The sequence below is a fragment of the Pantoea sp. SYBGC1 genome, from assembly GCF_057197005.1.
In genome coordinates, this window is the sequence record NZ_JBXUNM010000001.1 from 992,301 (window position 1) to 1,005,611 (window position 13,311).

A 13,311-nucleotide genomic window follows, 5' to 3' on the forward strand; every position below is an offset into this window, starting at 1 on the left:
CAGGGCGCCATTAATGCCGCCCCTGCGAGGAACATCCGGTTTCCGTAGGGGGCGCATTTATGCGCCCCTGGCAACCGAACGCGCCTTATGCTGGAGGAGAGAAGATGAACAAACCTGCCACTACGGTACGCTGGCAGCTGTGGATTGTGGCGTTTGGCTTTTTTATGCAAACGCTGGATACCACTATTGTCAACACTGCGCTGCCCTCCATGGCGCGCGATCTTGGCGTCAGCCCGCTGCATATGCATTCCGTTATCGTCTCTTACGTTCTGACGGTTGCGGTGATGCTGCCGCTGAGCGGCTGGCTGGCTGACCGCTTTGGCGTGCGTAACATCTTTTTCAGCGCGATTGTGCTGTTCAGCATCGGATCGCTGTTCTGCGCCCTGTCTGCCACGCTTAACCAGCTGGTAGCGGCGCGCGTGGTTCAGGGCATCGGTGGCGCAATGATGGTGCCGGTGGGCCGCTTAACGGTCATGAAAATTGTGCCGCGCGAGCAATATATGTCCGCCATGACCTTTGTGACCCTGCCGGGCCAGATTGGCCCGCTGCTCGGTCCGGCCCTCGGCGGCGTGCTGGTTGAGTACGCCAGCTGGCACTGGATTTTCCTTATCAATATTCCGGTCGGCATTATTGGTGCTGTCGCCACGCTGATGCTGATGCCGAACTACACCATGCAGACGCGCCGGTTTGATTTTGCCGGTTTTCTGCTGCTGGCGGCCGGCATGGCGGCGCTGACGCTGGCGCTGGATGGCGGCGGCAGCGGCGCGCTGCTGCCCGGCATCCTGATTCTGGCGGGCGTGCTGTCGCTGCTGTTTTATCTGATGCATGGCCGCCATAATGACAACGCGCTGTTCAGCCTGCGCCTGTTTGATAACCGCCTCTATTCGATTGGTCTGCTGGGCAGCTTTACCGGGCGCATCGGCAGCGGCATGCTGCCGTTTATGACGCCGGTATTTCTGCAGGTGGGTCTTGGCTTTACGCCGTTTCACGCCGGGTTAATGATGATCCCGATGGTGCTGGGAAATATGGGCATCAAGCGGGTGGTGGTGCGCATTGTTAACCTGTTTGGCTATCGCCGCGTGCTGGTGGGAAGCACGCTGGCGCTGGCGCTGGTGGTGGCGCTGTTTGCTGTGGTCGCGCTGGCTGGCTGGATCTGGCTCCTGCCGCTGGTATTACTGCTGCTCGGCATGGTCAATGCCCTGCGTTTTTCCGCTATGAATACCCTGACGCTGAAAGATCTGCCGGATGATCTCGCCTCCGGCGGCAACAGCTTGCTGTCGATGATTATGCAATTGTCAATGAGTATCGGCGTCACGCTGGCGGGTCTGCTGCTCGGCGCGTTTGGCCAGCAGGCTGCCGCGGGCAGCGACATGGCGCAGCAGACGTTTGCCTGGACCTGGCTCTGCATGGTGGTCGTCATCGCCCTGCCGGCGCTGGTGTTCTGGCGGGTACCGGAAGCACTCAGTAAAAATGTTGATCTCAGAACCAGGAGTAAAAAGTGATGGCGCGTTTCCGGCCCGGCATTGGCGCCAAACTCTTTATGGCGATTTTTGGCACCTGCATGCTGGTCATCATCACGATGCACTGGGGCGTACGGCTCAGCTTTGAGCATGGCTTTGTTGACTACATTAAAAAAGGCAACGAACAGCGGCTGACGCTGCTGAGTGATGCGCTGGCAGATCAGTATGAGCAGCACGGCAGCTGGGATTTTCTGCGCCAGAACGATCGGCTGATCTTCACTATTCTGCGCTCGCTGGAGCAGAATCCAGGCAGCCACAACCCGCTGCCGCCGCACGGCTGGCGCACGCAGTTCTGGATCATCGATCAGCAATATAAGGTGCTGTCAGGCCCGCGCGCCCCGATCCCGCCAAAAGGATCGCGGCGCAACATTACCACCAGCAGCGGCAAAATTGTCGGCTGGGTGATTGCCTCGCCGGCGGAAAACCTGACGCGCAGCACCGACATCAATTTTGACCGGCAGCAGCGCCAGACCAACTGGATGATCGTCACACTCTCCACTCTGCTGGCGGCGCTGGTCACCTGGCTGCTGGCACGCGGCCTGCTGGCGCCGGTTAAACGGCTGGTAGAGGGCACCCATCAGCTGGCGGCGGGAAAATTTGCTACCCGGGTTGAGGTGGATAGCGGTGATGAAATTGGTCAGCTGGCGCGCGACTTTAATCAGCTGGCGCAGTCGCTGGAGAAAAATGAGAGTAACCGCCGCGCGTTCATGGCGGATATCTCCCATGAGCTGCGCACGCCGCTGGCGATCCTGCGCGGTGAACTGGAAGCGATTCAGGATGGCGTCCGGCCGGTCACGCCTGAGGCGATAAGCTCGCTGCAGAGTGAAGTCGTGGTGCTGACCAAGCTGGTGGATGACCTGCATCAGCTTTCGCTCTCCGATGCGGGCGCCCTCGCCTACCGCAAACAGCCGCTGGATCTGGTTAACCTGCTGGAGGTTATCGCCGGCAGCTTTGCCGGACGTTATCGCACGCACCAGCTGACGCTGCAGCTGCAGCTGCCTGCTGAAGCCAGCAGCTTTGGCGATCCTGACCGCCTGATGCAGCTGTTTACGAATCTGCTGGAAAACAGCCTGCGCTATACCCATCCCGGTGGCGAGGTCCGCATCACCATGCGACAGCAGGAGAATCAGTGGCTGCTCTGTATTGATGACAGCGCGCCCGGCGTGGCGGCAGCGCAGCAGGCGCAGCTGTTTGAGCGCTTTTTCCGTGCGGAAAACTCCCGCAATCGCGCCAGCGGAGGGTCCGGTCTGGGGCTGGCTATCTGTAAAAATATCGTCGAGGCGCACGGCGGCACGATTTCTGCGGAGCACTCTGATTTAGGTGGCGTGCAAATCAGGCTAAACTTGCCCTATGTTCCCCAGTAGAAAGCCCGTATGAGCCCGGAAAATAGCGATCCACTAATTCTTGTTGTTGAAGATGAACCCAAACTGGCGCAGCTGATGATCGATTATCTGCAGGCGTCAAACTACCGCACGCATCATATTGCCAATGGCGGCGAGGTACAGGCCTGGCTGCAGCACACTACGCCAGCGCTGATGCTGCTCGATCTGATGCTGCCTGGCTGCGACGGCATGACGCTGTGCCGCGAGATACGCCGTCACTCCGATCTGCCGATTATTATGGTCACCGCCCGAACCGAAGAGATTGATCGCCTGCTGGGGCTGGAAACCGGCGCGGATGACTATATCTGTAAGCCATTCAGCCCGCGCGAAGTGGTGGCGCGGGTGAAAACGATTCTGCGGCGCGTGCTTAAATCGCCGGAAGAGGCGCAGCAGGCGTCGCTGCTGCTGATTGATGAGGGCCGCTTTCAGGCCAGCTGGCGAACTGCGCCGCTGGAGCTGACGCCGGCGGAGTTCCGCCTGCTGAAAACATTGTCGCTGGAGCCAGGCAAAGTCTTTTCCCGCGAGCAGCTGCTCAATCAGCTTTATGATGATTACCGCGTGGTAACTGACCGCACCATAGACAGCCATATCAAGAACCTGCGCCGCAAGCTTGAGGCGCTGGACGCCGATCAGCCGTTTATCCGTGCGGTATATGGCATCGGCTATCGCTGGGAAGCGGATATGTGCCGGCTGGCGTAGCCTGTTATTGATCCCGATCAATTTACTTCACTTCGCACCCTGCCTACAATTTCCGCCTCTTTTGCAGAGCCGCACGCCGCGGCTTCTGCTGTGGCCATCCGCGATGGTCAGCTGACCTGACATCAGTGAGTCTTCCATGTTTAAACCTGAACTGCTCTCCCCGGCGGGAACGCTGAAAAATATGCGCTACGCCTTTGCCTATGGCGCTGACGCCGTTTATGCCGGCCAGCCGCGCTATAGTCTGCGCGTCCGCAATAATGAATTTACGCACGGCAACCTGGCGCAGGGGATCGCCGAAGCGCACGCGCTGGGTAAAAAGTTCTATGTGGTGGTCAATATCGCGCCGCATAACGCCAAACTGAAAACCTTTATTCGCGACCTTACACCGGTGGTGGCGATGCAGCCCGACGCGCTGATCATGTCCGATCCGGGACTGATTATGCTGGTGCGCGAGGCGTTTCCGGCGATGCCGATCCACCTTTCCGTGCAGGCCAACGCCGTCAACTGGGCCACGGTGAAATTCTGGCAACAGATGGGGCTGACGCGCGTCATTCTGTCACGCGAGCTGTCGCTGGAGGAGATTGCGGAGATCCGCACGCAGGTGCCAGAGATAGAGCTGGAGATTTTTGTCCACGGCGCGCTCTGCATGGCCTACTCCGGTCGCTGCCTGCTCTCCGGCTATCTCAACAAGCGCGATCCAAACCAGGGCACCTGCACCAACGCCTGCCGCTGGGCGTATAAGGTCTCCGAAGGCCAGCAGGATGAGGTCGGCAATATTACCGGTATCCATGAACCGGCAGAACAGCCCGCTGCGGTGCCTGACCACCCTGCGCCAACCGACCGGCTGTTTCTGCTGGAAGAGAAGATGAAACCGGGCGAAGTGATGAGCGCGTTTGAGGATGAGCACGGCACCTACATCATGAACTCAAAAGATTTGCGTGCGGTGGCGCATGTGGAACGGCTGAGCGCAATGGGCGTGCATTCGCTGAAAATTGAAGGGCGTACCAAATCGTTCTACTACTGTGCGCGCACCGCGCAGGTCTATCGCCGCGCGATTGACGACGCCGCAGCGGGTAAACCTTTTGATACTTCACTGCTCGCTACGCTGGAAGGTCTGGCGCACCGTGGCTATACCGAGGGTTTCCTGCGGCGTCACACCCACGACAGCTACCAGAACTATGAGCAGGGCTTTTCCGTTTCTGAACGTCAGCAGTTTGTGGGCGAATTCACCGGCGAGCGGCGCGGCGACCGGGCGCAGATTGCGGTGAAAAACAAGTTCCTGCAGGGCGATGCGGCAGAGATTATGACGCCCCAGGGCAATCTGACCTGCACGCTGGAGGCGATGGAAAACGATCGCGGCGAGGCGGTCACTGTCGCGCCCGGCGACGGTCATCGGGTCTGGATCCCGGTGCCGGCAGAGGTGGATCTTCGCTTTGCGCTGCTGCTGCGTAATCTTCCTGAAGGCAATACCACCAGCGATCCGCACGGCAAAAATCGCACAAAATGAAAAAAAGGCGGCGAAGTTAGAACAGGATCACAGACGGTCACAGCGCCGCGCTTTAGAATCCCGCCTGCTGCTAATGAGTAACAATATCCAGCGTGCACGACCAGGAACCACCTCATTTACCCGCCCGGCTCCCCCGCGCGGGTTTTCTTTTTTCAGCGCCTGCCGATAAAGTTCCCGCCGCAGCTATGCTATAACCACATCCCTGTCTCACGTTTCAAGGAACTGAAGATGCACACTACACCGCTCACGCTGCTGATCCTGAATGGAAAAGGCGCCGGCAATGAAGATCTGCGCGCGGCCGTTGATACGCTGCGCGAAGAGGGCTTTAATCTGGCCGTGCGCGTCACCTGGGAAAAAGGTGATGGCGATCGCTATGTACAGGAAGCGGTTGCTCTGCAGGCGGAAACCGTTGTTGCAGGCGGCGGCGACGGCACCATAAATGAGATTGCCACCGCGCTGGCCGCGATACCTGAGGCCTCCCGTCCGGTACTCGGCATTCTGCCGCTGGGCACCGCCAACGATTTTGCCACCAGCGTGGGCATTCCGGCGGAGATGGAGCCGGCGCTGCGCCTTGCCGTGGTGGGCAAAGCCACCGCTATCGATCTGGCGCGGGTGAATGGCGACCGCTACTTTATCAATATGGCGACCGGCGGCTTTGGTACGCGTATTACCACTGAAACGCCGGAGAAACTGAAGTCCGCGCTGGGTGGCGTCTCCTACTTTATTCACGGCCTGATGCGCGTGGATGCGCTGAAACCTGACAGCTGCGAAATCAGCGGGCCTGGCTTCAGCTGGCAGGGTGATGCGCTGGTTATCGGTATCGGTAACGGTCGCCAGGCGGGTGGCGGGCAGCGCCTCTGCCCCGATGCGCTGATAAACGATGGTCAGCTTAACCTCAGCATCGTTACCGCGCAGGAGCTGCTGCCCACGCTGCTGCATTCGCTGACGCGCGATGATGAAAACCCTAATATTGTGTCGGCTCAGCTCGACTCGCTGACTATTCGTTCGCCGCATGAGATGACGTTTAATCTGGACGGTGAGCCGCTCAGCGGCAGCGAATTTACCATTGATGTGCTGCCAGGCGCGCTCAGCTGTCGCCTGCCGCCACAGTGCGCGCTGCTGGCCTGACGACGCACGTATCACCGGGTGCGCATTGATGCGCACCCGGTGGTTTACCGGGCAAACCGCTTAACCTTCCGGGTTATACCTTCATCCAGCGCCGCTCGGCCGCCGAAATCGCAATGGCTTCCAGCACCTTCTGTACCTGTAGCCCTTCGGCAAAGTCTGGCCACATGCGATCGCCTGCCGCAATGCCATTGATCAGATCGCGGATCTCCACGGTTTTCTGATCGTTAAACCCGATACCGTGCCCGGCGGAGACGCAGAAGCTGGCGTAGTCGGGATGCGCCGGTCCGGTGAGCAGCGTTTTAAAGCCCTGTCGTCCGGCAGGTTCATCGTGGATATAAAGCGCCAGCTCGGCCATGCGCTCCTGGGTATAGCGCAGCGTACCCCGGGTGCCGGTGACCACATAGGTCAGCCCCATCTTGCTGCCACAGGCAATGCGTGAGGTTTCAATCACGCCGTGCGCGCCATTGCTGAAGCGCAGCAGCGCGCTGGCCTGATCCTCGTTCTCAACCGGCAGCAGACGCGCGGGATCTTTAGGGTCGGGGCGCTGCGCGATTACCGTCATCATATCGCCGCTGACCTCCTCAATGTCGCCCACCAGATAGTGCGCCATATTGACGATATGCGCGGCCAGATCGCCGAGCGCGCCCAGCCCTGCCAGTTTTTTCTGACAGTGCCAGTCCAGCGGCGTCTGCGGGCTGGCGAGGTAATCTTCATTATGCGTGCCGTAAAAATGCACCACTTCACCAATCTCGCCGCGCGCAATGATCTCCCGCGCCAGCTGGCTGGTCGGATTTTTCATGTAATTAAAACCCACCAGCGTTTTTACACCCGCCCGCTCTGCCGCCTGCACCATCTCCTCTGCATCCGCCACGCTCAGCGACAGCGGCTTTTCCGAGTAGACATGTTTGCCGTGGCGGATCGCCTCCAGCGCCATCTCTTTATGCAGGAAGTTGGGCGCGCAGATATCGACAACGTCGATCTGCGGATCGCTGACCAGCTCGCGCCAGTCGCCGGTGGAGCGGGCGAAGCCAAACGTGGCCGCCTGCTTTGCCGCCAGTGCCGGATCGACTTCAGCCAGCATCTCCCGCACGATCTCACCTTTCAGGGCAAACACCGTGGGTGCCTGCGCATAGGCGATAGCGTGACACCGCCCGATATATCCGCTGCCGATCATTCCGATTCTGACTCTGTTCATGCTGCACCCGTGAAAAGTGGAGGAGGTTTCGCGGAATATATGTTTCATTTTTTGGCGCCACAATGGCGAAATGAAATATCTGTGATCATTGATGTGGAGCACACGACAAAATCAACAAATCCCGCTGTAATCTTGCAGTACTTTGGTGATATTCCTCACATTAAGTCAGGCGGTGGCGGTTTATTCAGCAGTCAGTAAAAATTTTGCAAAAGGGCTTTGACACGCAGCAGGCTGCCCGATATTATGCGCCCCGTTCCACACAATTCCTCTGTAGTTCAGTCGGTAGAACGGCGGACTGTTAATCCGTATGTCACTGGTTCGAGTCCAGTCAGAGGAGCCAGATTCTTAAAAAGAGCAGCCTGTAAGGCTGCTTTTTTTATGCCTGCGTGTTATCCGCCCGCTGCACCCGCCCTACCACCAGTGATGAAAGTGGTGTACCGGCCCGATGCCCTTTCCTGCCTCCAGCGAATCGGCCTGCAGCAGCGCCTGCTGCAGCCAGCCTTTTGCCGCCGTCACCGTATCAGCCCAGCTCTCATGCCGCGGCCGCAGCGCTGCCAGCGCCGCCGAAAGGGTACAGCCGGTGCCGTGAGTGTGACGCGTCGCTACGCGCGGGGCCGTAAAGCGGAAGCGTCCGCTGCGGGTAATCAGCCAGTCCGGGCTTTCCGCATCCTCCAGATGTCCCCCCTTCATCAGCACCGCGGCACAGCCGAGATCGAGCAGCCCCTCCCCCTGCTGCTGCATGGCGCGCTCATCGCGGGCAGGTGTTGTTTCCAGCAGCGCCGCGGCTTCCGGCAGATTGGGCGTGATCAGCGAAACCTGCGGCAGCAGCCGCTCACGCATTGCCGCCACCGCCTCTGGCGCCAGCAGCGCATCGCCGCTTTTGGCAATCATTACCGTATCCAGCACCACAAACGGCAGCCGCGCGCGCGCCAGTTTCTCTGCCACCACTTCCACGATAGCGCTCTCTGCCAGCATGCCGATTTTTGCCGTATCGATACGGATATCGCTCAGCACCGAATCCAGCTGGGCGGCGACAAACGCCGGTGAAATGTAACAGACCGACTGTACGCCACAGGTGTTTTGCGCCACCAGCGCGGTAATAACGCTGGTGCCGTAGGCGCTGAGTGCGGAAAAGGTTTTGAGATCGGCCTGAATGCCCGCGCCGCCGCTGGGATCGGTGCCGGCAATGGTCAGGGCATTGATACGGGGCAAGCCGCGCGGTAAAACAGAGGAAGGATGGGTCATCATAGCGCTCCTGTCAGGCGTACAGGAAGGCGAATGCGCGCAGGCATCTGACTTCCCTACGCTGGCATTATCCAGATCAGGTAATACGGGTATTTCTCAGCCTTCACAAAGAAGGGCACCCCGAGTCATGGTGTCTGTTACGACACACCGGCAGCTTAGGGGAAGCGATCGCCTGACGCAAGCCGCAGCGAGCAGAAAGCTTGATCTGCGCGGTAGCAGAAGCAGACAGAGCGCTGGAGTGACCGGTTTATTGATACAGCGCAAGCCGCGGCAACGCGGCTGCATGCTTAATCTGCTGCCGGATCACCCTGCCGGATATCACCATGCTTAACCTGCTGCGCCACCTTATTCCGCACGCTCACCGCTGGCATCAGATTGAGATCAGCCGCCACGGCGTCCTGAATCCTGCCGGACGTCACTGTCAGGCTACCTTTATCACCGCGCGCTGCCGCAGCTGTGGTGTACAGCTGCATAAGCTCTACTACCGCGACCTCAGCGATAGCGAAGCGCGCCGCTGGCTCGGCTGATTCAGCGCAAAAAAAAGCCCCGCAGCAAGGTGCGGGGCGCGGGCCGGACAGCGGATTTTACTGTGCAGGCTGGGTGCGGATCAGATAATCAAAGGCGCTGAGTGACGCTTTAGCGCCCTCGCCGCTGGCGATGATAATCTGCTTATACGGCACCGTGGTGCAGTCGCCGGCGGCAAATACGCCTTTCAGGCTGGTTTCGCACTTCGCATCGATAATCACTTCACCCATGCGGTTGCGCTCGACCGCGCCTTCAAGGAAGCCAGTATTAGGCAGCAGACCAATCTGAACAAAGATGCCGCTCAGCGCCAGCTCGTGCGTGGTCTGGGTGGTGCGATCCAGATACGCCAGCCCGGTGACTTTGCTGCCGTCGCCTTTAACTTCGGTGGTCTGGGCGTTGAGGATCACGTCGACATTTTTCAGGCTGCGCAGTTTATCCTGCAGCACTTTGTCAGCGCGCATCTCGCCGGCAAACTCCAGCAGGGTAACGTGCTCAACAATACCGGCCAGATCGATGGCCGCTTCCACGCCAGAGTTACCGCCGCCGATAACCGCGGTGCGCTTGCCTTTAAACAGCGGGCCGTCGCAGTGCGGGCAGTAGGTCACGCCTTTGGTGCGATACTGATCCTCGCCCGGTACGCCCATGTTGCGCCAGCGCGCACCGGTGGCGATGATGATGCTGCGTGATTTCAGCACCGCGCCGGAAGCGGTTTCAATGGCGTGCAATCCCCCTTCCTGCGCGGCGGGGATCAGTTTAATGGCGCTCTGAGTGTCAATCACATCCACGGCGTAATCATCAACGTGCGCGCGCAGTGATCCCGCCAGCTTCGCCCCTTCCGTTTTTGGCACGGAGATGTAGTTTTCAATATCTACCGTATCCAGTACCTGACCGCCAAAACGCTCGCCCATCAGGCCGGTACGAATACCTTTACGCGCGGAGTAGATAGCCGCTGCGGCGCCTGCCGGACCACTGCCGATAATCAGGACTTCATACGCGTCACGCTTGTTCAGCTCTTCTGCCGCACGCTTGTCAGCGTTGGTATCAACTTTTCCGACGATTTCGGCCAGGCTCATGCGGCCCTGCCCAAACTCTTTGCCGTTCAGATAGACGGCCGGCACGCCCATGACGTTGCGCTCGGTAATTTCATTCTGGAACACGCCACCATCAATAGCGGTGTGGCTGATACGCGGATTCAGTACCGCCATCAGGTTCAGCGCCTGCACCACATCCGGACAGTTGTGGCAGGAGAGCGAGTAGTAGGTTTCAAAGTGCAGATCGGTATCAAATGACATCACCTGATCCAGCAGACTCTGCGCCTCTTTAGAGGGGTGTCCACCGGTCTGGAGCAGCGCCAGCACCAGTGACGTAAATTCATGGCCCATCGGCGAGCCGGCAAAGCGCGGACCGCTCTGGCTGCCTGGGTTGGTGATCAGAAACGACGGTTTGCGTACCGGACGATCGTTCTCTTCACGGAAGCTGACTTTGTCAGAGAGCGCGGCAATATCTGCTAACAGCGTACGGATCTCAGCAGATTTTGTGCCCTCATCCAGGGTAGCAATCAACTCAACCGGTTTCGTTAGTTTCTCAAGGTAAGCCTTAAGCTGGGTTTTTAAATTGGTGTCGAGCATAGTGAGTTCCTGTGAAGAAAATCGGGTGCCGCAGCACCCGATAAAAAAGAGACCGAATGGCGTCAGGTAACTTAGATTTTACCGACCAGGTCCAGTGACGGAGCCAGCGTGGCGTCGCCCTCTTTCCATTTAGCCGGGCAAACTTCGCCTGGGTGAGAAGCCACGTACTGTGCAGCTTTCACTTTGCGCAGCAGGTCAGAGGCGTCGCGGCCAATGCCTTCAGCGGTGATTTCGATCGCCTGGATGATGCCTTCCGGGTCAACGATGAACGTACCGCGATCGGCCAGACCTTCTGCCTCACGCATAATTTCAAAGTTGCGGGTCAGCGCGCCGGTTGGATCGCCGATCATGGCATACTGAATCTTGCCGATGGTCTCGGAAGAACCGTGCCAGGCTTTGTGGGTAAAGTGCGTGTCAGTAGAAACGGAGTAGATATCTACGCCCAGTTTCTGGAACTCTTCGTAGTGGTCTGCAACGTCACCCAGTTCGGTCGGGCATACGAAGGTGAAGTCAGCCGGGTAGAAGAAGAAAACACTCCATTTACCTTCAACGTCTTTCTCGGTTACGTCGATGAATTCGCCGTTTTTGAACGCTGCGTTTTTGAACGGTTTAATTTTGGTGTTAATGATTGACATAGTGACCTCCGTTAAAAAGATGTGATGCAGGCTACAGTTTTTTCAGGCCAGGTGCTAATACGCAGACGTTATCACTCAGATAAACAAAAGCTATCAATGCAGCGAGACCAGATCCGGTGCGGCTTGCCGCGGCATTCTACACAGAAAAGCGGCGGCGATAACAGGCTTTCTCAGAATGCGGCAAAACTGCTATTTTTTTTACAGGCTGGTACGCATGACCGCGTGCCATAAGCGATGCTTGCGATTCAGGAGACCCCGTAGGTGAATATCCGATCTTTTCAGGAGAGCGATCGCCCGTTTCTGCGCACGCTGTTTCTCGCCGCGCGCCGGCACAGCTGGACGTGGCTTAACGGTGATGCGTGGCAGCTGGAGGATTTTGATGCGGTGATCCTGGGCGAAACGGTGCTGGTAGCGGAGATAAACGGCGAACGCGCGGGCTTTGCCGGTATTCTGGACAACGACAATTTCCTGCACAGCCTCTATGTTGACCCGGCGTATCAGGGTCAGGGTGTGGGCAGCGCGCTGCTGCAGCAGGTTACGGCACGCTTTACCTCAACCGGCGCGCTGAAATGTCTGGCTGCGAACCGGGCTGCGCTGGCGTTCTACCAGCATCACGGCTGGCAGCGCGTCGCCAGCGGCGAAGGCGAACAGGGTACCTATGTGCTGATGCACTATCCGCTGGCGGGGCGCGCCAGCGAAACGGCGTGAGTTATACCGCCCGAAAGGCGATATCGCCCGGGATCACCTCGCCCTGCCAGTAGAGCTGAGCGGCTACACGCCCCGCCAGCTGGCGATAGAGGGTGGTAAACTCGCTCTCTGGCCGGCGGATCACCGTAGGCGTCCCGTCATCCAGGTCTTCCCGCAGGTGAATATGCAGCGGCAGCTGTGCCAGCAGGCGGGTGTGATAATCCTGCACCAGCCGCTCAGCGCCGCCGGTGCCGAAAATAGGCTCATGGTGGCCACACTCACTGCAGATATGCATGCTCATGTTCTCCACCACCCCCAGCACCGGCACCGCCACTTTTTCAAACATCACAATGCCTTTGCGCGCGTCCAGCAGCGCGATATCCTGCGGCGTGGTCACTACCACGGCGCCGGTGACCGGTACGCTCTGCGCCAGTGTCAGCTGGATATCGCCGGTGCCGGGCGGCATATCGAGAACCAGATAGTCGAGGTCGGGCCACAACGTCTCATTGAGCAGCTGCAGCAGCGCCTTGCTCGCCATCGGTCCGCGCCACACCATCGCATTATCATCCGTAACCAGATAGCCAATTGAGTTGGTCGCGAGCCCATGCGCCATAATCGGTGCCATGTGCGTGCCGTCAGGCGATGTCGGACGCTCCGCTTCCGTTCCCAGCATGTCTGGAATGGAGGGACCATAAATATCCGCATCCAGCAGCCCCACGCGCGCCCCTTCGGCGGCCAGCGCCAGCGCCATGTTAACCGCCGTGCTCGACTTGCCGACGCCGCCTTTGCCGGAGCTGACCGCAATAATATTCTTCACGCCGTTCACGCCCGGCTGATTTTTTACCCGCTTCAGGGTGGCGATATCGTGACGCAGACGCCAGTCGATCGCGCGCGCCTGCGTCAGCCGCAGCAGCTCCGCGCTCACCTGCGCTTTGAGATCCTCAAACGCGCTGCGCCAGATAAACGGCATAACCAGCTCGATATGCAGTTTTTCATCCAGCAGCGCCACGTGCCGCAGCGCTTTCAGCGTAGTGAGATTTTGCTGCAGCGTAGGGTGCGTAAATGCGCTCAGCACGCCGCTGACCACGGCACGCAACGCTTCAGGTGAATGATAATCCCGGGATTGTGTACTCATCCCCTCTCCTTATTTCATCATGACG

At 58.9% G+C, this 13,311-nt stretch carries 12 protein-coding genes, 1 tRNA gene and 1 riboswitch; of the genes, 8 read left to right on the forward strand and 5 right to left on the reverse strand.

Features of this window, described 5'->3' with window-relative positions:
- The first annotated feature begins 59 nt into the window (after positions 1–59).
- The 5 genes from mdtD to yegS all read left to right on the forward strand — a co-directional run bounded on the left by mdtD (position 60) and on the right by yegS (position 6,236).
- Entirely contained in the window at positions 60–1,502 is a 1,443-nt protein-coding gene (gene mdtD, locus AC2CF9_RS04630) for a multidrug transporter subunit MdtD (RefSeq protein WP_484556354.1), read from the forward strand.
- On the forward strand, positions 1,502–2,884 hold the full coding sequence (baeS, locus tag AC2CF9_RS04635; protein ID WP_150016633.1) for an envelope stress sensor histidine kinase BaeS: 1,383 nt from the start codon (positions 1,502–1,504) through the stop codon (positions 2,882–2,884). Before mdtD ends, baeS begins: the two co-directional genes overlap by 1 nt.
- 9 nt (positions 2,885–2,893) lie before the next feature.
- Entirely contained in the window at positions 2,894–3,601 is a 708-nt protein-coding gene (baeR, locus tag AC2CF9_RS04640; RefSeq protein ID WP_484556355.1) for an envelope stress response regulator BaeR, read from the forward strand.
- Positions 3,602–3,737: 136 nt separating this feature from the next.
- Entirely contained in the window at positions 3,738–5,108 is a 1,371-nt protein-coding gene (gene trhP, locus AC2CF9_RS04645) for a prephenate-dependent tRNA uridine(34) hydroxylase TrhP (RefSeq protein ID WP_484556356.1), read from the forward strand.
- A gap of 228 nt (positions 5,109–5,336) precedes the next feature.
- A complete protein-coding gene (gene yegS / locus AC2CF9_RS04650) occupies positions 5,337–6,236 on the forward strand; it encodes a lipid kinase YegS (protein WP_150016477.1) in 900 nt (299 codons plus the stop codon).
- A gap of 73 nt (positions 6,237–6,309) precedes the next feature.
- Here yegS and AC2CF9_RS04655 read toward each other — a convergent pair whose 3' ends face one another.
- Positions 6,310–7,431 carry a Gfo/Idh/MocA family protein gene (locus AC2CF9_RS04655; RefSeq protein ID WP_150016478.1) on the reverse strand — a complete coding sequence of 374 codons (1,122 nt, stop codon included), beginning with the start codon at positions 7,429–7,431 and terminating at the stop codon, positions 6,310–6,312.
- A gap of 264 nt (positions 7,432–7,695) precedes the next feature.
- Here AC2CF9_RS04655 and AC2CF9_RS04660 point away from each other — a divergent pair.
- Positions 7,696–7,771 (forward strand) — tRNA-Asn (locus tag AC2CF9_RS04660).
- A gap of 71 nt (positions 7,772–7,842) precedes the next feature.
- Here AC2CF9_RS04660 and thiD read toward each other — a convergent pair.
- Entirely contained in the window at positions 7,843–8,643 is an 801-nt protein-coding gene (gene thiD / locus AC2CF9_RS04665; RefSeq protein WP_150016634.1) for a bifunctional hydroxymethylpyrimidine kinase/phosphomethylpyrimidine kinase, read from the reverse strand.
- A 69-nt stretch (positions 8,644–8,712) separates the two neighbouring features.
- Positions 8,713–8,809, reverse strand: a riboswitch (TPP riboswitch).
- Positions 8,810–8,999: 190 nt separating this feature from the next.
- Between thiD and AC2CF9_RS04670 the strand changes: the two genes are divergently transcribed.
- Entirely contained in the window at positions 9,000–9,203 is a 204-nt protein-coding gene (locus AC2CF9_RS04670; RefSeq protein ID WP_484556357.1) for a hypothetical protein, read from the forward strand.
- A gap of 57 nt (positions 9,204–9,260) precedes the next feature.
- Here the strand turns inward: AC2CF9_RS04670 and ahpF are convergent, their stop codons facing one another.
- Both ahpF and ahpC read right to left on the reverse strand, forming a co-directional pair.
- Entirely contained in the window at positions 9,261–10,829 is a 1,569-nt protein-coding gene (gene ahpF / locus AC2CF9_RS04675) for an alkyl hydroperoxide reductase subunit F (protein ID WP_484556358.1), read from the reverse strand.
- A 71-nt stretch (positions 10,830–10,900) separates the two neighbouring features.
- Positions 10,901–11,464, reverse strand: coding sequence for an alkyl hydroperoxide reductase subunit C (gene ahpC / locus AC2CF9_RS04680; protein ID WP_039385421.1), 564 nt, complete (start codon positions 11,462–11,464; stop codon positions 10,901–10,903).
- A gap of 261 nt (positions 11,465–11,725) precedes the next feature.
- Between ahpC and AC2CF9_RS04685 the strand changes: the two genes are divergently transcribed.
- A complete protein-coding gene (locus AC2CF9_RS04685; RefSeq protein WP_150016480.1) occupies positions 11,726–12,172 on the forward strand; it encodes a GNAT family N-acetyltransferase in 447 nt (148 codons plus the stop codon).
- A gap of 1 nt (position 12,173) precedes the next feature.
- Here the strand turns inward: AC2CF9_RS04685 and apbC are convergent, their stop codons facing one another.
- The gene (gene apbC, locus AC2CF9_RS04690) at positions 12,174–13,286 is read right to left on the reverse strand and encodes an iron-sulfur cluster carrier protein ApbC (protein ID WP_150016481.1); all 1,113 of its coding nucleotides are present in this window, start codon (positions 13,284–13,286) and stop codon (positions 12,174–12,176) included.
- Positions 13,287–13,311 lie beyond the last annotated feature (25 nt).